Here is a 20,637-nt window from a genome sequence, read left to right on the forward strand (position 1 = left end):
AGGCTTTCCATGCTCATGCGGGTTACTCGGTGGGCAGGCAAGGCATGGAGGATTCCTTGTCGGTCCACTGGGCACAGTGGTTCTTGAAGTCGTTGTTCCAGCGGGCCCGCATTCGCTTCTTCTTCTCGATCGCCTTCTTCTGGGAGATCCACTCCGCGTGTCCGTCGCAGAAGGCGAAGTTGGCTCCCTTGTTGTGGCGGGCGCCGGGGTACTCGTTCGGGTTCGACGGATCGATGGCGGTATCCCAGGTCCCGTAGACTTGGCTGAAGAGGTTCTCCTTGGTGACGTCGTTATCGGCGATGGCCAGCATCTCCGCCGGGGCTTTCACCTTCTCTACGGAGGGCTCGCCGTGCACCTTGTCATTGATGTGTCCACCCAGGCCACGATGGGGGGCCTGGACGTTGGCGACCGCGCCCCAGTCATTGTAGCCGTAGGAGAAGGTGCCTTTCTCGTCCGACCTGGTCACATACGTCATGTATGGAAGGAGGCAGTCCTTGCCGTTCCAGAGCGTCTCCTTGGGGGCGGACGGGCAGGAGAACGCTTGATTCTGTTTCTGGGTGTACTTCAGCAGGCGGACAGGCCAAAGGATCTGCCACTGGCGGTAGCCGCTGGCGCCGGGCGCGAGGCCCGGGGTGAGATGGTGACCGGGGTATGCCTTGTGGTCGATGGTGTAGATGGTCAGGGCCACGGCCATCTGGTGCACATTGGACTTGCAGACGGTGCCCTGGGCTTGTTCGCGGGCTCGGGTGAGCGATGGGATCAGAATCGAGATCAGCAGGGCAATGATCGCCACCACGACGAGGACCTCAATCAGAGTGAAACCTCTCCCTCGCCGCGTGCCGCACGCCTTGGGCAGGCTGGATACCACGTCAATTCCTCCTGGGTCATTCCTGTTCTGGACGGACTGCGTCGTCACTTGTTGCGCTTAAGTATATCGGAAGGTTATGGGTACTTCCAGTCTCTCGAGGCGCGTTCTTGGAGAATGGGGTGGTACGCCGCGGCCGGTTTCTGCCGATAACATCCAGCATGGCAGTTCATCCCGAGCCTTCGGAGGGTTTGCCCATTGTCCCGTCGGCCCGCCCTGCCGTTCCGGTCATGGACCCGGCTTCGCCGCTGAGCGAGTCCGATTTCCTGCTGCTTCGGCAGGTGGTGGCCGCTCGCCGGCCGGTGCGTCGGGCGGCCCGGGTGGCCCACGTCTCCGCGGTCACGATCCTTGCGGTCGGGGTGCTCAGTCTTCCGTGCCTGCTGTGGGTTCCGGGTTGGCTCAATATGGGTATCGTATTCGGGATTTGCGTCATCGGGCTCCTCGAGTACTCGGGCGCGGCTCGGATGCGTCACGGGGTGCCCGAAGCGGCCGGCATGCTGGCCATGAACCAGCTGGCCCTGCTGGGCTTGATCGTGATTTACTGCCTTCTGCAGATGCTCTCGTTTTCCAGTGAGGAAGTCACGTCCTCGCTGTCCGGCATGGGGGCAGACATCGAGAAGATGGCCCAGTCGCTGGCCCCGCTGGTCACTTACGGGATGTACTCTCTGATCATCGTTTTGAGTGCCTTCTTTCAAGGCGGTCTGGCCGTGTACTACTTCAGCCGGCGGCGGCACCTGGAGGCGGCCCGGCAATCGACACCCGCATGGGTAGGTCGCGTGCTGACCGAAGTCGGGTACTGAGGGGGGGGCGTCAGTTCTTGTTGGTCGTTGCCCGTGCGAGGCAGTCGCGGATCAGTTGGGCGCGAAGGATGGATCGGTGTTCGCCGTCCAGCTTGGTTCCCTGGCGCTTCTGCAGATGGGCCGACTGGATGGCGAGGAACAGTTCGTTGATCGCGTCCAGATTGACGTTCTGGATGCGTTTGAGTACCACGCCCATGCGGAGATGGGACAACAGGTAGAGGGCCTCCTCGGTGCTCATGGTCCTGGCGTTCTGGAGCAAGCCGAACGCCCGCCAGATCTTGTCGTCCAGGATGGCCAGCTGGTCCTTCTGAAGGACGCGTCGCGCTTCTTGCTCATACTTGACCACCGAGGGGATGACGTTGGCCTTGAACGCGGAGAGGATGTCCTCCTCGTTTTCGCCGAGGGTGACCTGGTTGGAGACCTGGAAGAAGTCACCGAGGGCGTCGGTGCCCTCGCCGAACAGGCCGCGAACCGCGAGCCGCATGTCTTTGGCCGCCCGGAACACCTTCTCCATCTCTCCGGTCAGCTTGAGGGCTGGAAGGTGGAGCATCACTGAGACCCGCAGGCCGGTGCCGACGTTGGTGGGGCAGGCGGTGAGATAGCCGTACCGCTGGTGATAGGCGAAATCGACAAGCGATTCGAGGGCGCTGTCCACGCGTGTGGTTTCCTCCCAGGCCTCGTCGAGGTTCAGGCCTCGGCGCATGACCTGGATGCGGAGGTGGTCTTCCTCGTTGATCATCAGGGCGAACGTCTCGCTCGAGGCGATGGCCACACCGCGGCTGCCCTCCGCATCGGCGTGCTGCCGGCTGATCAAGTGCCGTTCGACCAGAAGCTGCCGGTCGAGCGGATCGCTCTTGTCCACATCGACGTAGAAGGTGCTCTGGCCGAAGTTGCACGCGGTGACGGCTTCGAAGAGGGTACGTTCGATTTCGGTGCGCTGCTCGCGAGAGGCCCGGCTCAGAAACGGCTGGTCGGCCACGTTCCGAGCGAGACGGATGCGCGATGAGATGACCACGTCGCTCAGAGGGCCGCCGGTGGCCAGCCATTCGCCGGTGGATCGTGCCAGTTCGTCGAGGGTCATTGGGCGTCCAGCTCCGCGAGCTGATCGCGCAGTTGAGCGGCCAGCTCGTACTTCTCGTTTTCGATCGCTTCGCGCAGCTCCCGATGGAGTCGGAGCCGCTTCTGCTGTCGAGGGTCGACGACTCTGGACTGCCCGGGTGCCTTGCCGGTGTGCTGGGTATGCCCGTCCTGGGCGCGTTCGATCATGCCGTTCAGCACCTCGCCGAACACGTCGTAGTCGCGCGGGCAGCCGAGCAGGCCCTGGCTGCGAAACTCGACGAACGACATCCCGCAGTCCGGGCACTTGAGTTGGGCCAGTTGCTGAACGCCGGTCTGCGACATCAGGAACGAGTTGAGGACGTCGTTGATCGAGATGTGCTGTTTGACGGTGACGCCTTCGTGGGCGGCGCACTGCTCGCAGAGGTGCTTCTCTCGTTTCTCACCCTTGACCAGGTCGGTCAGGTGGACGGTGGCCGTCTGCTTCTTGCATCGTTGGCAAACCATGGTTTCGTTGCAGGATCGCCGGGATCAAGCGATCAGTCCTTGCTCTCGATCACCCTATTGGATGTTAGACTGCCGACGTTATATCGTCAAGATTGGGACGTTTCTGCAGTATAGCCGGCCACGCATCCGGGTGCTTCCCTGACATACACGGCTGCCAGCGCGCCCGGGTGACCCATCGCCTCGGCCAGGCGTTGGAAGATGCGTTTGGCGACCAGCTCGGCGGTGGGATTCAAGCCGGCCATGAAGGGCGAGCCGTTCAGGACCGCGTTTTGCAGCGGAACGAGTACTTGGCGAAGGGCTTTCTCGGCGGCGGTGAAGTCGACCAGAATGCCGCTGGCGTCGAGTTGCGGTCCGCGGAAGACGGCCTCGGCCTCCCAATCGTGTCCGTGGAGGGGCTCGAGGGCGCCGGTTGCGAGCGGAACCTGATGGGCTGCGCAGAAATGAGCTTTGATCCTGACTTCGTACATCGCCATTAGGTTACCCGTCTGATCGGTGGGTGGGCAAGACCTGCCCGGTTGACCGTACCCGGCAGGGGGGGCTACCATGCCGTTCATGGCACAGTACTTCCCCGATTTTGCGGAGTTTGAGCGGCTGGCCCAGCGCGGCAATGCTGTTCCGGTCTACTGCCAGTTGCTGGGCGACAATCTAACCCCGGTAACGGCCTTTGCGGCCATCGCTCCGGACAGTCCGTACGCGTTTCTACTTGAGAGTGTGGTTGGTGGCGTCGAGGTGGCCCGGTACTCGTTTCTGGCCGCCCATCCCCAAGTCACTTTTGAAGCCACACGCGACCAAGTGACCATCGAAGGTCCTCAAGGCCGCCAGCAGCAGAGCACCGGCGATCCGCTCCGACGGCTGGCTGACCTGGTGGCCTCCTATCGGGCGGTGCATTTGCCCAACTTGCCGCGTTTCGCCGGTGGGGCGGTGGGGTACGCCAGCTACGACACGGTTCGCTACTACGAGCCGTTGCCGACGCCCCCGACGGATGATCGCCATCTGCCCGATTTGCTCTTCAACCTCTACGACACGATGGTGGTGTTCGACCATGCGAGCAAGACGATTCTGGTCATCAGCCACGCCCACGTGGAAAGCGAGGGAGTTCGGGGTGGGTATGACCGGGCGTGTGAGCGGATCGAGGCCATGGTGCGGAGACTGGCCGCTCCGCAGTTGACCCGTGTCGGGCGGGTTACACCTTCGGGCGATCCCTCGCTTGCATTTACCAGCAACTTCCAGCGTCCAGCGTTTGAGAAGGCGGTCGAGGGGTGCAAGGAGTACATCCGGGCCGGTGACATCTTCCAGGTTGTGCTTTCGCAGCGGCTGCTGGTCAAGACGGTGGCTGAGCCCTTCGATATCTACCGTGCCTTGAGGGTCGTGAACCCGTCGCCGTTCATGTTCTACCTGAAGACGCCGCGGGTGATTCTCGTCGGGGCGTCTCCCGAGATCATGTGCCGCGTCGAGGACGGGATGGTGACCAATCGTCCGCTGGCCGGTACCCGGCGTCGCGGCCGCAACGAGCAGGAAGACCAGGCTCTCGAGGAGGAGTTGCTGGCCGATCCGAAGGAACGGGCCGAGCACATTATGCTGGTTGACCTGGGCCGCAACGACGTGGGCCGGGTCGCCGAGTTGGGCAGCGTCGAGCTCAAGAAGATCATGACCGTCGAACGCTACAGCCATGTGATGCACATCAGCAGCACGGTGCGTGGGAAGCTTGCGGCAGACAAGAGCGCATTCGATGCCCTGCGAGCCACGCTGCCCGTCGGGACCGTCAGCGGCGCCCCCAAGGTCCGGGCCATGCAGATCATCGACGAGTTCGAACCCACTCGGCGGGGTCCCTACGCCGGGGCCGTTGGCTACGTTGATTTTGCCGGCAACATGGATACCTGTATTGCGCTGCGAACCATCGTCATCACGCCGGGCGATACCTTCGGCAAGCACCACGCGTATGTTCAGGTCGGTGCCGGAATCGTGGCCGACTCAGAGCCCGACAAGGAGTTCGAAGAGACGGTCAACAAGGCCAAGGGCATGCTTCGGGCGATCGAGATCGCCGAGAGGGGTTTTGAGTAGGTTGCAGTGACGGTGAGGCGAGCTCCCCCGTTTGCCGGTTGCCGCGATGTCCGGCCGAGGTCCAAGAGGTGTCCCGCAAGAAGCGACTGCGACGTCGGAATCCGCCTGGAACGCCGCCGGGCACGCTGGTGGCCGACCCCTCCGCGTCCAGGCCGGTGATCCGCGTCATCGCCTACGGCGACGAGGGTTACACGGAGCAGACCGTTGAGGACGTTGCCGTTTTGGGCGGGTACTTGGATCGCTGGCCGGTCACCTGGGTGAACGTCGACGGCCTCGGCGATGTCCAGATGATCGGGCGTCTGGCCGACATCCTCGCCCTGCATCGCCTGGCGGTCGAGGACACGGTCAACACTCATCAGCGAGCCAAGGTTGAGCAGTATCGCGATCATCTGTTCCTGGTGGCCCACATGGCCACCTACAATGACGGCCTGGAGACTGAGCAACTGAGTTTGTTCTTGGGCCGGAACTTCGTGGTCACGTTCCAGGAGGGCCGCCCCGGCGATCCGTTTGACCCGGTGCGCGAGCGAATCCGGAACGACGTCGGTCACGTGCGGAAGGCGGGTGCCGATCACCTGGCGTACTGCGTCATTGACGCGGTGATCGACGGCTACTTTCCGGTGCTGGAGACGACCGGCGAGCGGCTGGAGGAAATCGAGGATGAGATCCTCACTTCCCCCACCGGCAAGACCGCGTCCCGCGTTCACCGGATCAAGCGCGACCTGATGACGCTGCGGCGGACGATCTGGCCTTTGCGTGAAGCCATGAACTCGCTGCTTCGCGATCCCTGCCCCTATATCGTCGACGAGACCCGGCTGTACCTTCGCGACTGCTATGACCATACCGTCCGGATCATCGATTTCGTCGAGACCTGCCGGGAACTCGGCTCGGACCTGATGGATCTGTACCTATCGAGCGTGAGCCAGCGGATGACCGAGGTGATGAAGGTGTTGACGATCATTGCCACGCTTTTCATTCCCCTGACATTCATATCGAGCATTTACGGTATGAACTTCCACACCGAGAGGTCGCCGTGGAACATGCCGGAGCTGAGCTGGTACCTCGGCTATCCCTTCGCCCTGACCCTCATGGCGGCCATGGCGATCGGCATGCTCGCGTACTTCCGCCGCAAGGGCTGGTTGGGTTCGCCCGCCGACCCATCGACGGGCCGCGACTCGATCGATCGGAGGGACGATTCCACCGGCCGGTAGACAGGGGGCGACCGGTTTTGGGGCCGAGGCAGAGGCATGGGGCCGGGATGGGGCTGCGGTTGGGCTCTAGGCCGGGCCGGGTGGGCCGGCGATCATCTCATAGGCCTGTATGGCGGTCTGGTCTCCGCTCTGGATCAGGGCGATGTCGCGGCGCAGGGTGGCCACGCCGGTCTCGATGAACCGTCGGGCGACCACCTTCTTGCGGTCGTTGGCTGCCGCCTGGCGGAGAAGCAGGTGTCCGACCAGCACGGTGATGGCGCAATCGACCAGCCTGCGGCCGTACAGGTCCATATACTCGTTGCCCTGGGTTTTGATGAACTTGATGGCCTCCAGGACCAGTTGTTTGGCCTCGAGGAGCCCGGCCTTGAGGGCGAGCAGCGGTTCGCCGGTACAGTCCGCCGCCTCGAGCTCTTCGATGCGCTTCTCGAACGAGCCGGAGCAGACCCCGCGGACTGCGGCCACGATCTGGAGCTGGCTGGTGCCTTCGTAGATGGTGGTGATGCGGGCGTCGCGCAGATACCGCTCTGCCGGGTAGTCGGCCATGTAGCCGGAGCCGCCGAGCACCTGGATGGCCTCGTTGGCCACCCGGATGCACATTTCTGAGGCGTAGTACTTGCTCATCGGCGTGAGCATGCCGTTGAGACGTTTGAAAGTTCGCAGGTCGTTGCGGAGCTGCTTGACCTCGTTCGGGTCGCTGGGTGTGTGCCGTTCGAGAACGCGGAGGATGTTGTTTTCGAAGTCGCACACCCGGCTGGTCTCGTAGACCAGGGCCCGGGCGGCCTCGATCGCGATTCTCATCTCCGTGATCATGTCGGCCACGGCTGGCAGCTTCTCGATCGGGACGCCGAACTGTTTGCGGGTACTGGCGTATTTCCGGGCCACGTGGTAGGCGGCCTCAGCGATACCCATGGACTGGGCGGCGATGCCCACGCGAGCCCCGTTCATCAGGGCCATGACATAGGTGATCAGTCCCCGCTGTCGCTCGCCGATCAGCTTGGCCGGTGCGTCGTCGAAGACCAACTCGCAGGTGGGCGAGCCGTGGATGCCGAGTTTCTTCTCCAGGTGGCGGACCTTGATCCGCTCGCTCCGCTCGGAGAGGAAGAGGCTGAGTCCTCGGCCGTCACGGGTATCCGGCTCGCTGCGGGCCAGGGTGAGGAGGATTTCCCCGCAGCCGTTGGTGATGAACCGTTTCACCCCGGTCAGTCGCCACTGCCCGTCGTCGTCCTGCCAAGCCCGGAGGCTGACCGATTGGAGGTCGCTGCCAGCATCGGGTTCGGTCAGCACCATGGCCCCGGTCACTTCGCCGTTGGCGAACCGCGGGAGGTACTCGGCCCGGATCTGCTCGTCGGCGAAGGCGTTGATGGTTTCCGCGATGCCCTGCAGGCCGAAGAGGTTCATCAGGGACGCGTCCGCCCGGCTGATGATCTCGATGGCCATGGTGTAGATCAGGTTCGGGCAGTTGATCCCTTGATATTCGCGAGGGAGGGTGAGCCCCATCAGATCCGCCTGGGCGAGCAGCTGGAGGTTCCTGCGAACGCCCTCGTTGAGCGTGACGGTGCCGTCCTCGTTGAGCGAATTGCCCTCGCGGTCAATCTGCTCGGCCCGGGGGGCGATGTGGTTGCCGGCCAGGTCGCCGACGACCTTCAGAATCCGCCGGTAGTTGTCCAGTGCGTCCGCGACGTTCCGCGGCGCATATTCGCGCCCCGGCCCGTCCACGCGGGTGAAGTTGTCTTCCTGCAGCGCGGCCAGCTCGGCCATGATCAGGTGCTCGAACAGGAACTTGATGTCATCGTTGTCTTCAAAGAAGTTGGGCATAGTATTGTCAGCTCATAGGGTTCGGCGGTCGGCAATCAGCGGTTGGCGGTCGGCGGTTAGCGAGCCGCCGGGCTGGTGCCGGTCGTCAGACTCGTCACTTCGTTTCATTTCCCCTCGATCGGATTGCCTCGATCAGCATGGGAATCACCTTGGCGGCATCTCCGACGATGCCGTAGTGGGCGACCCCGAAGATCGGGGCGTTCTTGTCCCAGTTGATGGCGATGATCTTGGCCGATTCCTCCATGCCTGCGCGGTGCTGGACGGCACCGCTGATGCCGCAGGCGATGTAGAGTGCCGGCCGCACGGTCGTGCCGGTCTGTCCGATCTGGTGTTCCTTGCCGACGAATCCGCCGTCCACCGCTGCGCGTGACGCGCCGACGGCTCCGCCGAGCACGCCTGCCAGATCATGGATCAGCTTGAAGTTGTCCTTGCTGCCCATTCCGCCGCCGCCGGCAATGATGATTCGGGCGCTTTTCAGATTGACCTTGCGCTTTTCCCGGTGTCGCTCGATGACCTTGACGGCGAGGTCGAAATCCTCGAACGCGATTTTCTCGTCCACGATCTCGCCGCCGCGCCGGGGATCGCCTTCCTGCATTCGCATCACGCCCTCGCGAACCGTGGCCATCTGCGGCCAGCGATCGTAGTTGATGATCGTGGCGATGATGTTGCCGCCGAACGCCGGGCGGATCTGCAGGAGCAGGTCCTTGTGGACGGTGCTGGTCTTCTTGTCCTCGTAATCACCGAGGTCCAGATCGGTGCAGTCGGCGGTCAGGCCGGCCCGCATCTGCGAGGCGATACGCGGGGCCAGGTCGCGACCCAGCGGTGTGGCCCCGTAGAGCACGATTTGCGGCTTGTGCTTTTCGATGAGCTGGCACATCACCCGGGCGTAGGGATTGGTGCGGTAGTGCTCCAGGCGGGTGTCGTGCACGTGGTACACGCGGTCTGCCCCGTGGGCGATCAGCCGGTAGGCCAGTTCGCGAACGTTCCAGCCGGCCAGCACCGCGCCCATTTTCACGCCGAGCCGGTCCGCCAGTTCCCGCGCCTTGCCGCACAACTCCAGCGAGACGTCGTTGAGACTCTCGTCTTCCTGCTCGGCAAACACCCAGACTTCGCCGTTACGATTCGGTTCGATCATGGAAAACCTGTTCGCTATCAGCTATCAGCGTTCAGCTTCGACTCTCTTGGATCCGGGAGTGGGACTCGGTTCGGTCGGTCCCACTGACGCGGCGATTTCACCCTCGCCTGTTCTCCGGCGGACGGCTGGAAGCTGACCACCGCGAGTTCCGCCTCATCCCAACGTCCGGTCCACGATCAGCTCGTGGATCAACTGCCTCACGCCCTCCTTTGTCGGGGCGATTTCCGTGTATCCTTCCTTGGTGAGCACGATTGACTGGATGCGATGTACCTTGGTGGGAGAGCCCGCCATGCCGCACCATTTCAGATCGGCGTTGACCTTGTCCAGATCCCACTGCTCGATCAGCAGGTCTTCCTTAGCCAGGGCTGCGGTCCGGCGGGCGCACTCGGTCTGCTTCTGGGTCTCGGTCGAATGGGGCATGTCCTCCGCCACTTCCCTGGCAATCTCGATCGGTGCCCGGGCACGCTTGTAGCGCATGAGCCGTCGAACCGCCGCCGGTCGGGGTTCGTTGGCCGTGTCCAGAACCGTGACCAGAACGGGCAACCGTGTCTCGAGGATCTCCCAGCCGTTGCCGACATTCCGTCGGAGTCGAGCGGTCCGGCAGTTGAGCATGGCCAGACCCTCGTAATAGGTTACCTGGGGAATGCCGAGTTTCTCGGCCATCTGGGGTCCGACCTGGGCGGTATCGCCGTCGATGGCCTGACGGCCGCAGAGAACGAAGTCGTACTTGCCGACGGTTCGCACTGCTTGGCTGAGAATGTAGCTTGTCGCCAGTGTGTCGCTGGCGGCCGCCCGGCGATCGGTGATGAGGATGGCTCGGTCTGCGCCCCGGAAGAGGCATTCGCGAAGCACTTCGCAGGCGCTGCCTGGCCCCATGGTGATGGTCGTCACCGTGCCACCGTGGGCGCTCCGGATTGCCAGAGCGGCTTCCAGGGCGTTGAGATCCTCCGGGTTGAAGATTGCCGGAAGGGCTTGCCGGTTGACGGTCCCGTCTTCCTTCATGGCGTCCCCGGTGATATTGCCCGTGTCGGGGACCTGTTTGACACAAACGACACAGTCATAGCCCACGATGATCGCTCCTGCCTTCCTGTTGGCGGTGGATTCCAAACGCCGCAGGGGAGTTCCAAGCAGCGCAGGGCAAGGATGTTAGCCGGACACTGCCGAATCGTCAAGGACCGTCGGGAGGCTTGATTGGGCGGAGCCGGCCCGGTAGTGTTTAGGGCTCAGGGGGCACCGCGTGCGGTGCCTTGCAGACGTGTCGAAGACGGAGCGGGTCATGCAAGAGCTGGCCGGAACCCTGCTTCAGCCACGGTCCGCCGAACGGTGCGACGTGACCCCTGGGGCGTTTCTTCGGATTGCGGACGACGGACGGATCGCCGCGGCTGGCCCGGGACGGGTCAAGGCCGGCAAGGTTCTGGGAGGCCAGGGATGCTGGATCATTCCCGGTTTCATCGATGCTCACTTGCATCTGCCCCAGTGGGACCGACGGGGAATCGACGGCCTCTCTCCACTCGACTGGCAGGAACGGGTGGTTTTCCCGGCCGAGGCCCGGTTCCAGGACGCCGCCCTGGCTGAGAAGCTTACCGAGGATTTCGTCACTGGGCTGATCGCCCACGGCACGACCACCGCGGCGGCCTTTGGCAGCCCGTTTGCCGAGGGCACCGACCGGTCCTTCAAGGTCTTTGCCCGCCGGGGTTTCCGAGTGGTGTTCGGCCAGATGCTCCACGACGTCGACTGCCCGCCGGGGCTTTGCCAGGAGGCCGACAAGGTCCTGGATGAGTCTCGAGCCCTGGCCGCCAGATGGCACGGGGCCGAGAACGGGCGGCTCAGTTACGCCTTCAGCCCGCGCATGCCCAATTCCTGCAGTGACAAGCTGATGCGCGGGGCCGCCGCTCTGGCCAAGATGCTCAAGTGTTACGTGCAGACCCATGTGGCCGAGTCGGCGGCTGAGGTCCACGCCGTCCGGCAACGGTTCCCCGACAACGTGGACGATGTTGATGTTTTCGCCGAGACGGGTCTGCTGACCCCCCGAACGCTGCTGGGCCACGGGGTCTTCCTGGATCGCAACCAGCGGCGGCAGGTGGCCGAGGCCGGCACCGCCCTGGTCCATTGTCCGACGGCCAATCTGTTTCTGGAGAGCGGCCTGATGGACTATGTTGCCCACCGGGCGGCCGGGATCCGCATCGCCTTGGGCAGCAGCGTGGCGGGGGGGTACGAGCTGTTCATGCCCCAGGTCGCCGTCGCGTGCCTTAACACCGCCAAGACGGTGAAGGTTCATGCCATGCCCAGGCGGTCGCATACGGTGCCGTCGCCGGCCGAGGCCTGGTGGCTGCTGACCCGAGGTGCGGCCGAGGCCTTGGGCATGGCCGACCGCATCGGCTCACTGGAGCCGGGCTTCGACGCCGATCTTCTGGTGGTCCGGCCTGAGCCCTGGATCGCCGGACTTCCGACCGAGCAGCAAGCGTCGGCTCTGCTCTACACCTTGAAGCCTCAACACATTGAGCAGGTGTTTATCGCGGGTAAGCGGGTGAACCCGTAGTCGGGGGGTCCGCGTGAGGGCATAGCCCCGGCGCCAAACGAACCCAAATCAGCAGCAGCGATCAGCAATCGGCGGTCAGCGATCAGTAACGCCGGCAGGTGGAGTCGGGCTGGGGAGGGCTTTCGGGATGTCAAAGAGCCGGGAGGTACGTTGGTGGATCGGCCTCCGCAGTTACAACACATGTCCCGTCCCGGAGAGGGAAGAAGTCCCGAGCGCCTTGTTCTTGGTCGTCAAGACGGAGTATCCAGATTGCCCGCGGGCTTCGGCGAGCGTCGGCTCTCAATAAATGGACCTGTCCCGTTTTCTTGGCTTCTATTACGGTGGGTACAGATGGGGGCACAAGGCGGAGCGGTTCACGGAGCGCCAGATCGGCTTTGCCCACATGCCCCGCGATCGGTATGTCGGCCTTGCGGCCGGCGGGAACTCAGGTCGCTTGTTGACGCGGACGGCGACGATGCGGTCATCTGACATGACCGTCAACGCGCGGGTGGATCCTGGTGGAGGCGAGTTGAGGGTCCGAGTCGTCGACAAGGGAGGCCGACCTCGTGCGGGCTTTGACTGGCAGGACTGCACGCCGATCAAGGGCGACCGGGTCGATCATCCGATTGCGTGGAAGGGTGAGAACCGCATTCTGAGGGGTGAGGTCGTGCGGTTTGAGTTTCGATGGAAGCAGGCGACCATGTACAGCTTCGATCTCAAGTAGTTCGATGGCAAATTGCGGACCGTCAATAACGCAAGAACGGGTCCGGCTATCACGCCCTCAATAACGAAAAAAACGGACCCGTCCCGTTATCACCCCCCAGAGAGACGGGTGGTGGATGCACAGCGTGTGCCGGTGGGTGCGGGGGTGGGTCAGGCCTGGGTCTCGGCCATCATTGGCCCGGGCTTGTCCTGCGGCGCGGTTGGGGGGAGGCAGGTGGTCTGGAGATCGGCCATGAATCGGGCCAGGGATTGGTACCGTTCTTCTGCCAAGACCCGGGACGACGGGAACCGAAGGCAGTCGCGGATCCAGGTCGGCCAGTAGCGATACTCTTGTTGTCGCCGCCAGACTTCGACCAGATCCAGAAGCGACTTGCCTTCGGTCAGCTGGCGTCGGACCATGCCCCAGATTGCCTGAGGCCCGATTTCATCCAGACTCTCCGCCTCGGCCAGGATCTGGACTTCAGGGAGGCGAGCTTGGCGGTCGCTGCATTCCCGCACAATGCGAGCGGCCAGCTGCAGCCCGCGTGGCGGAAGAAGGCCCTCCAGATGCTCGATCATCCACTGTGATGCCATCTCGCGCTGCCGGGTGCTGGTTCGTTTGAGCAGCAGGTCGGAGGATCGGATCTGTCCGGCTCGGAGCTGCAGCAGCCAGCCGATGTCGTGATAGAGTGCTGCCAGGGCCAGGGCGGCTCGGTCGAGCACGTGCCTTCTCACTTCAGGGAAGCCGGCGATGACTTCGGTCAGTCTGGCCACGCGGGCGGAGTGCTCCCAGATTGTCAGATCCGGCAGCCCGCTGGCCGTTGCTGGACAGAGATCATTCTCGGCTCTGGCCCATAGATCCGTGAGCATGGTTAACTCTCGTGCTGCAGGATTATCGGCATAATCATCCCCGGACGAGGAGTCAACTGCCTTGGGCGACGGTTATTCCTGGAGGCGGATCTCCAAGCCATCGTTCTTGCGCTGCAGGACGAGGTGCCGGCCGTCGAGTTTGGTGTCGGGGTGCGGGAAATCGGTTCGGAAGTGCACGCCGCGGGATTCCTCCCGGCGGGTGGCGGCCGCGGTCATGAGGCGGGCGACGGTGAGCATGTTTTGCGTTTCCCAGCCCTCGTGGTCGTCAAAGACCTTGTCCATGACGTAATGGCCCCAGAAGCCGATGATCTCGCTGGTTTCGGCCAATCGTGGGCCGTATCGCTCGATGCCCACGTTTCGCCACATGAGGCTACGGAGCGAGTTGCGGACGTCGGCGAGGTCGAGCATGGTTCGGCCGGATGGCTGCAGCTTGCTCTGGAGTTGTTTGGGGAATCGCGGCTGGCCGCTCTGCTGGGCGGTCTGGCCGGCGATGGCACCGGCGACGGCCCCGAAAACAAGCCCTTCCAGCAGGGAGTTGCTGGCCAGGCGGTTGGCTCCGTGTACACCGCTGCTGGCGGCTTCTCCGCAGACGAACAAGCCGGGCATGCCCGACCGGGCCTCGTGATCGACTTGGGCGCCGCCGACCATGTAGTGGGCGGCCGGTCGGACGGGGATCGTTTGGGTGCTGATGTCGATATCGAATTCCTCGCACAATCGGCTGATGGTGGGGAACCGCTTGCGGAATTTTTCGCTGTTCAGGTGACGGGCGTCGAGGTACATGCAGGTGGCGTTCTGCTTGGCCATCTCGCTGAGGATAGCTCGGCTGACGACGTCGCGGGGGGCGAGTTCTGCCTGGGGGTCGTATTCGGGCATGAATCGTCGGCCCTGGCGATCGACGAGATAGGCTCCCTCGCCGCGGACCGCCTCGCTGATCAGTGCTCGGCTGGCCCCGGCGATGTACAGGGTGGTCGGGTGGAACTGGATCATTTCCATATCCCGCAAGGGCACGCCTGCCCGGTAGGCGATGGCGTGGCCGTCGCCGGTGGCCACCTCAGGGTTGGTCGATTCCCGGTAGAGCTGCCCGCACCCGCCGGTTGCCAGGATCGTCTGGCGAGCCCAGAAGATCTGGTGGCGGAAATGGCGGTGGTAGGTTGCCACGCCGCAGCACCGCCCGTCGAGGTCGATCAGGTCGATCGCGAAGCAGTCCTCGAAGACGCGGACGTTCTCTTTGCTGCGGACGACCCGGATGAGGGTCTCGGCCACTTCGCGTCCGGTAGCGTCGCCCATTGCGTGGATGATTCTGGGGGCTGAGTGGCCGCCTTCGAGACCGAGGAGGAGCTCTTCTCCGCGTCGGTCAAACAAGCCGCCCCAGTCGATGAGTTCGTGGATGCGTTCCGGCCCCTCGCGGACCATGCGATCGACGGCCGCCCGGTCGCACAGGCCGCAGCCGACGGTCAGGGTGTCCTCGATGTGGCTGTCAAAGGTGTCGTCGGGAGCGGTGACGGTGGCGATGCCGCCCTGGGCCCAAGCGGTGTTGGACTGCTCGATGCGGTCCTTGGTGACCAGGAGGACGGAGCCGTAGCGGCTGGCCTCGATGGCCGCCCGCAGGCCGGCCACGCCGCTGCCGATGATCAGTACGTCGGTGAAGAGGTTTCCGGTCCGCTGCACGTCGAAGTTGGTGAGGTACCGCCGTGTGTCGTAGAGTTCTGCCATTGCAGGAGATATGGTACGGTGGGGTGGCGGAGGTTTCAATCCGGGCGTTCACTGATGCCGACCCATCCGGGTGCCGATAATTCTAGAGACTGCGCGCCCGAAGGGTGCGAGATGGTGTCTGGATAGCCGTGGATCGTTGATGATGCTGACCGGTTGGCTGGTCACTGTTGCTTGGCTGTGGGTCCTGGGCCAGGGTGCGCCCGTCTTGCCGTTGGGGACGAGTGATGCGGTGCCGGCCGCTTCCCAGCCGGCGGAGGTGACGGGCGACGCCGGTCTGGACCGATCTCCCCTGGCTGCCCGGCGTGTGGTGAAGACGTTTGATTTCGACGAACAATCGGCGGGCAATTTCGGGAGCGTCCCAGTCGGCTGGCGGAGGCACGAAGGCGTCGGCTTTCCGCTTTTTCTGGAAGGACAATTCGACCTTCAGGAGGGGCACGGCAAGCCGCCGTGCTATCGTCTGGACCTCAACGGCGGCTCCCTGGCCTACCACTATCAGGGGCGTGACATCGCCGTTCGCCCGAACTGTGACTACCTGGTCATGGTTTGGGTCAAGACGAGCCGCTTAAGCAGTGCCCGGGCTTTTGTCTCGGCGGAGTTTCTGGATCGCAAGAATGTGCCCATCCAGGGGACCGACCAGCGCAGCGAGCTTGTCGGGGGAGAGAGTGAAGGCACCGATTGGCGAGCGCTGACGCTTCGGATGCGTTGCGATCTCCCGGAGGTGCGATACTTGGGGGTGAGTCTCTGGCTCGTGCAGAAGCGGGCGTGGGATTCCGGGCCGACGCCGCTGAGGGCGATTGAACGGGAGGATATCCGGGCCTCGGCATGGTTTGACGACCTGACGGTATATCGAATGCCGCGAGTGTCACTGACCACTTCCCACCCGGGCGGTGTCTTTGGAGGCCACGAGCCGGTGGAGGTGTTTCCTGAGGTCAGCGACCCGGATGGTCTGAATCTTGTTGCCCGGCTTAAGGTCGATTCGACGGATGGCCGTTGTCGCGATGAGCGGACCGTCCCGGTCAGAATGACCGAGCAGAAGCCGGTGGAGCGGTTTCTGTATCCCGACTTACCGGTTGGGCTCTACCGGGTTGAGCTGATCGTGAGCACGCAGGATGAGGTTTTGGTACGTCGGGCGTGCACTTTGGCCCGGGTGGGGGATCGGAACAGTGCCCCGGTGGCCGTGGGTCGGGGTTTTGGCGTTGTGTTGAGGAGTATTGAGCCTGCGGCGGTTCGTGCCCAGAGCGAGTTGCTCCAGGATCTTCGTCTGGAGCTGGTCAAGGTTCCGGTCTGGTATGCCCAGCGTGCCATGGCCGGTCAGTTGTCCATTGGGCTTGCCCTGGATGCTTATCTGGAGGCGATTCGGGCCACGCACGCTGATCCGGTGGGCGTGATGATGGATGATCGTTTCTATGAGGCGGCCTCGGCTCGCGGCCAGATGATGTCCATGCTGGACGTGTTCAGCGAGGCTCCCTTGGGCTGGAAGCACCTGATCGCCAGCATCTGGACGCGATATGCCGGTCTCATCCATGTCTGGCAGGTGGGCAACGACGGGGATGCGTGGGTCGCCCTGGACGATCGTCTTCACGGCCTGCTTCCGGGCCTGCGCAGGGAAATGACCGAGCTCATGGCCACCCCGATGCTGGCCGCGCCTTCCTCGCCGTTGTACATCCCGTCCGCGGTGCCGGCCGACTACCAGTCGTTGTCGTTGCCGTCTCTGGTTCCGGCCGAGGATGTCGAGCAGTACCTTGCCCCGTTGCTGGCCGCCTCGAAGGACCGCAGTCGATTGTGGGTTGCGGTGGCACCTTTGCCGGAGGGCCCGTACCCCCGGGAGCAGCGATTGGCGGAGTTCGGGCGGAGGCTGATTGAGGCGGCGTTTCAGAATCCCGGGGCGGTTTTCGTGGACGCGCCGTGGGACGTCCGGGTCCGCTCGTACGGTGTTCAGGTGGACCCCCGTGAAGAACTCCTTGTCTTCCGGACGGTCGCGGATGTTCTGGGTGATGCTCAGCCACTTTCCCGAACCACGCTGGACGGCCAGATTCAGTGTGTGGTTTTTGAGCGGCAGGGTCAGGCGATCCTGTGCGTATGGGACGGCACGGCGCCCCCCGAGGGCCGCGTGCACGAACTCACGCTGGGCGAAGGGGCTCGCGTCGTCGACCTTTGGGGTCGCGGGGGTGACGTGCCCGCGGTCGGGCGTCGCCAACTGTTGCGTGTGGGGCCGGCACCGGTGTTTGTGACGAACACGTTCGCCTGGCTCGTCGAGTTCCGGCGTCTGTTTACGGTTGCGCCTACCACGCTCGAACCCAACTTCGACAAGACCGAGATGGAGGTCAGCTTCCGCAACACGTATCGCGAGCCGATCAGCGGGCAGGTGCGACTGGTACTGCCGGCTGGCTGGGAGGTGCGTCCCGACCGGTTGTCCTTCTCGCTCGGAGCGGATGCGGTCTTTCGAGAGAGGGTGGTGATTCGTTTTCCGCTCAATGCTCCGGCAAGGGTCATGCCCCTGGTGGGCGAGTTCGTTGTCGACGCCAATGCTCGCTACTCCTTCACCACGCCCGCGTGGTTCGATTTTGGACTGGAGGGCATTGATCTCAGTGCGATCAGCTACCGCTCCGGCGATCGGGTCACGGTGCGGGTGTCCATGGCCAACCGGACCCCGAAGGAGCTCTTTTTCGAGGGTTACCTGGTTATCCCCGATCGCCCGCGATTGCAGCAGCTCTTTCACAATCTGCAACCGGGCCAGAGCTTGACACGGAACTTCGTGATCCGCGACGCCGCCGAGTTGGCGGGCAAGAGTCTCCGCGTCAGTCTGAAGGAGACGCAAGGTTCGCGGATCTGGAACCGGATTGTGACCGTTCCGTAGCGGCAATGCCCCGACTCTCGGCCAGCGCGAATCTCTGATCGGATACTCGGGCCGGGGTCGGATGGGGGGCTGTCGAAAGAGAGCTGACTGTCAGAAGGGCGGAGTGCAGTCTGGAGGCAGGGTGACTCCCTGGCCGGACAGGCAGTCTCGGAGGATCCTGAGGTCGGCGGCATCCACGTCCCGGTCCTCATCAAGATCTAGGCAATGGCACCGGGGTCTTTCTTCCTCGGTGAGGTACACGCCGGACCCGGTCAGGCAGTTCTGGTAGAGGGCGAAATCGTCCAGGTCGGCGTCGCCGTCCCCATCGGCATCCGGTGAGAGCCGAAGGCACTGAACTTGAGGCTCGACGTAGCCCACGACCTGGACGCCGTCTCGGAGGATCCAGTCGTCTTTGTCCAGGTCGACCTGGGTTACCGGCCCATCCGCGGGCAGGAGGTACCACTGCCGGGTCTGGTCGTTCCACACCGTATGGGTGACGCTCCCGGTGGTCGAGGTGATGGTCAAGTCGATCGGCATCCGAAACAGCGGGTAGTTCGGTGTGCTTTCCTGCTGGCACTGGTTCACGTAGCAGCGGACGTAGTACCGCCCGCCGAGCCCGACCTGTTTCCAGCCGTAGCGGTAGGAAGGCCCGCCGCCGCCGTAGACCCACTGGCTGAAGAACCAGGTGAGATCCTGCTCCGAGACCTGTTCCACGATGGTCTTGAAGTCTCCCGTGTTGCCGATACTAGGGGATGTCCAGAGGGCCTCGGCCGCCGTCGCCCGAGAGCAGAGTCCGTCCTTGCCGTCCTGGTTCAGCGGGCAAGACGGGTCGTCACCGACCTGACCCAGGACTGCAGCTGCCGCGCTCCATCCGAGGATGGCTGCCAAGCCCAGTCTGCGGGGTCGAAGAATCACGGATGTCATGGGCATCTCCGCGGTGTGACGTTCGCCGAGTTGGCTGGGCCTTGCCGATTCGCCCGTCGGTTCTCCTCCTGGTATCATGCTACCTTCCGGACGGTGATTCTCCAAGCAGGCGACGCGGATGGAGGCGAGGGTAGTCACTGTTTGGCGCTTGTTCGGTCCGGGTGGCCACTCGTCGGGAGAAGCGGGGAGATCCGACATGATCCGATGGCCGGTGATGATCGTCGCGGCGTTCCTGACGGTTCCGTGTCTCGGTTACCAGTCGCCGTCGCGGCCGAATGTGATTCTCATTTTGGCGGATGATCTGGGTTACGGTGATCTGGGCTGCTACGGCCAGAAGCTGATCGACACGCCGCGGCTGGACCGTATGGCCGCCGAGGGCATGCGTTTCACTCAGTTCTACGCCGGCAGCACGGTCTGTGCACCCTCGCGCTGCTGTTTCATGACCGGCCTGCACACCGGGCATGCCCGCGTTCGCGGCAACAGTCTGGTTCCCTTGCGGCCGGAAGACACCACGGTGGCCGAGGTCCTGAAGCGGGCGGGATACGCCACCGGCATCGTGGGCAAGTGGGGTCTTGGCGAGCCCGACACGACTGGTGTGCCCAACCTGAAGGGTTTCGACTTCTGGTTTGGCTATCTCAATCAGGTTCACGCGCACAACTACTACCCGGATTATCTGTGGCGCGATCAGGAGAGATACCCGCTAGCCGCCAACCGTGATGGCCGCAAGGGTTGTTACACCCACGACCTGTTTACCGAGGAGGCCCTTTCGTTCCTGCAGCGGAATTGCCACCGCCCGTTCTTCCTGTACCTGAGCTACACCATCCCGCACGCCAACAACGAACTTGGCGCCAAGACCGGCGACGGCATGGAGGTGCCGGATTACGGGTCATACCGCGATCGCGAGTGGACCTCTGCGCACAAAGGCCGGGCGGCGATGATCACGCGCATGGACCGTGACGTGGGTCGCCTGCTGGACCGGCTGGAGGAGTTGGGGCTGGATCGTCGTACGCTGGTCTTGTTCACCAGCGACAACGGGCCGCACAAGGAAGGGGGCACGAAACCGGCGTTCTTCAATGCCGGCGGTTCGCTACGGGGCATCAAGCGGGACCTGTACGAAGGGGGGATCCGCGTGCCGCTGGTGGTGCGGTGGCCTGGACAGGTTCAACCGGGTCAGGTGAGCAAGCATGTGTGGGCCGCATGGGATTTCCTCCCCACCATGGCGGATCTCGCCGGTGTGAAGGAGCCGGCTGGTCTGGACGGCATCTCCATGATGCCCACGATCCGCGGCCAGCCGCAGAGGGGCCACGACTTCCTGTACTGGGAGTTCCATGAGGGTGGTTTCTTCCAGGCGGTGCGGATGGGCGGGTGGAAGGCGGTTCGCAAAGGACTCACCGGCAGGATGGAGTTGTACGACCTGGCGGCCGACGTTGGCGAGCAGCACAACGTAGCGGCGGCGCACGCGGACATTGTGGCCCGGATCGAGGAGTACCTGAAGACTGCGCGTCGCGAATCTACCGAGTGGAAGCCGAAGTGAACTGGAGGCGTCGAGGCCGGAGAACGGACAGTGAAGAGGCGTTGGCCGTTACTGTTCCGCTGGTCCACCGCTCGCGCCTCGTGTACTCATTCC

At 63.7% G+C, this 20,637-nt stretch carries 17 protein-coding genes; 7 read left to right on the plus strand and 10 right to left on the minus strand.

All coding sequences use genetic code 11. The features are described from left to right. Positions 1-22: 22 nt before the first annotated feature. A complete protein-coding gene (locus KA354_14935; GenBank protein ID MBP7935939.1) occupies positions 23-868 on the minus strand; it encodes a prepilin-type N-terminal cleavage/methylation domain-containing protein in 846 nt (281 codons plus the stop codon). A gap of 158 nt (positions 869-1,026) precedes the next feature. Here KA354_14935 and KA354_14940 point away from each other — a divergent pair, with 158 nt between their 5' ends. Further along, complete coding sequence (locus KA354_14940; protein ID MBP7935940.1) at positions 1,027-1,665, plus strand: hypothetical protein; 639 nt, start codon at positions 1,027-1,029, stop codon at positions 1,663-1,665. Positions 1,666-1,675: 10 nt separating this feature from the next. Here KA354_14940 and KA354_14945 read toward each other — a convergent pair whose 3' ends face one another. The 3 genes from KA354_14945 to KA354_14955 form a co-directional block, all read right to left on the minus strand. After that, complete coding sequence (locus tag KA354_14945) at positions 1,676-2,746, minus strand: protein arginine kinase (protein MBP7935941.1); 1,071 nt, start codon at positions 2,744-2,746, stop codon at positions 1,676-1,678. Further along, positions 2,743-3,228: a UvrB/UvrC motif-containing protein gene (locus KA354_14950; GenBank protein ID MBP7935942.1), complete on the minus strand. Its 486-nt coding sequence runs from the start codon at positions 3,226-3,228 to the stop codon at positions 2,743-2,745. Before KA354_14950 ends, KA354_14945 begins: the two co-directional genes overlap by 4 nt. 86 nt (positions 3,229-3,314) lie before the next feature. Next, entirely contained in the window at positions 3,315-3,695 is a 381-nt protein-coding gene (locus KA354_14955; GenBank protein ID MBP7935943.1) for a 6-carboxytetrahydropterin synthase, read from the minus strand. Positions 3,696-3,780: 85 nt separating this feature from the next. On the opposite strand from KA354_14955, the gene trpE reads away from it, so the two are divergent. Then, on the plus strand, positions 3,781-5,289 hold the full coding sequence (gene trpE / locus KA354_14960; protein MBP7935944.1) for an anthranilate synthase component I: 1,509 nt from the start codon (positions 3,781-3,783) through the stop codon (positions 5,287-5,289). A gap of 68 nt (positions 5,290-5,357) precedes the next feature. Next, the gene (gene corA / locus KA354_14965) at positions 5,358-6,497 is read left to right on the plus strand and encodes a magnesium/cobalt transporter CorA (protein MBP7935945.1); all 1,140 of its coding nucleotides are present in this window, start codon (positions 5,358-5,360) and stop codon (positions 6,495-6,497) included. A gap of 66 nt (positions 6,498-6,563) precedes the next feature. Here the strand turns inward: corA and KA354_14970 are convergent, their stop codons facing one another. The 3 genes from KA354_14970 to KA354_14980 all read right to left on the minus strand — a co-directional run bounded on the left by KA354_14970 (position 6,564) and on the right by KA354_14980 (position 10,449). After that, positions 6,564-8,312 (minus strand): acyl-CoA dehydrogenase family protein, encoded by a 1,749-nt coding sequence (locus KA354_14970; protein MBP7935946.1) that lies wholly within the window; start codon positions 8,310-8,312, stop codon positions 6,564-6,566. 94 nt (positions 8,313-8,406) lie between these two features. Further along, on the minus strand, positions 8,407-9,447 hold the full coding sequence (locus KA354_14975) for an electron transfer flavoprotein subunit alpha/FixB family protein (protein ID MBP7935947.1): 1,041 nt from the start codon (positions 9,445-9,447) through the stop codon (positions 8,407-8,409). A 153-nt stretch (positions 9,448-9,600) separates the two neighbouring features. Then, positions 9,601-10,449 (minus strand): electron transfer flavoprotein subunit beta/FixA family protein, encoded by an 849-nt coding sequence (locus KA354_14980; protein MBP7935948.1) that lies wholly within the window; start codon positions 10,447-10,449, stop codon positions 9,601-9,603. Positions 10,450-10,723: 274 nt separating this feature from the next. On the opposite strand from KA354_14980, the gene KA354_14985 reads away from it, so the two are divergent. Next, on the plus strand, positions 10,724-11,986 hold the full coding sequence (locus KA354_14985; GenBank protein ID MBP7935949.1) for an amidohydrolase family protein: 1,263 nt from the start codon (positions 10,724-10,726) through the stop codon (positions 11,984-11,986). A 454-nt stretch (positions 11,987-12,440) separates the two neighbouring features. Then, positions 12,441-12,689: a hypothetical protein gene (locus tag KA354_14990; GenBank protein ID MBP7935950.1), complete on the plus strand. Its 249-nt coding sequence runs from the start codon at positions 12,441-12,443 to the stop codon at positions 12,687-12,689. A gap of 149 nt (positions 12,690-12,838) precedes the next feature. Here KA354_14990 and KA354_14995 read toward each other — a convergent pair whose 3' ends face one another. Both KA354_14995 and nadB read right to left on the minus strand, forming a co-directional pair. Further along, the gene (locus tag KA354_14995; protein ID MBP7935951.1) at positions 12,839-13,537 is read right to left on the minus strand and encodes an HD domain-containing protein; all 699 of its coding nucleotides are present in this window, start codon (positions 13,535-13,537) and stop codon (positions 12,839-12,841) included. A 72-nt stretch (positions 13,538-13,609) separates the two neighbouring features. Next, positions 13,610-15,250, minus strand: a complete 1,641-nt coding sequence (nadB, locus tag KA354_15000; protein MBP7935952.1) for an L-aspartate oxidase — start codon at positions 15,248-15,250, stop codon at positions 13,610-13,612. A 139-nt stretch (positions 15,251-15,389) separates the two neighbouring features. On the opposite strand from nadB, the gene KA354_15005 reads away from it, so the two are divergent. Next, a complete protein-coding gene (locus KA354_15005; protein ID MBP7935953.1) occupies positions 15,390-18,107 on the plus strand; it encodes a hypothetical protein in 2,718 nt (905 codons plus the stop codon). A gap of 90 nt (positions 18,108-18,197) precedes the next feature. Here the strand turns inward: KA354_15005 and KA354_15010 are convergent, their stop codons facing one another. Next, complete coding sequence (locus tag KA354_15010; GenBank protein MBP7935954.1) at positions 18,198-19,010, minus strand: hypothetical protein; 813 nt, start codon at positions 19,008-19,010, stop codon at positions 18,198-18,200. 196 nt (positions 19,011-19,206) lie between these two features. Here KA354_15010 and KA354_15015 point away from each other — a divergent pair, with 196 nt between their 5' ends. Further along, positions 19,207-20,544, plus strand: a complete 1,338-nt coding sequence (locus tag KA354_15015; GenBank protein MBP7935955.1) for an arylsulfatase — start codon at positions 19,207-19,209, stop codon at positions 20,542-20,544. Positions 20,545-20,637 lie beyond the last annotated feature (93 nt).

The organism is Phycisphaerae bacterium, assembly GCA_018003015.1.
In the GTDB taxonomy this organism is placed as follows: domain Bacteria; phylum Planctomycetota; class Phycisphaerae; order UBA1845; family PWPN01; genus JAGNEZ01.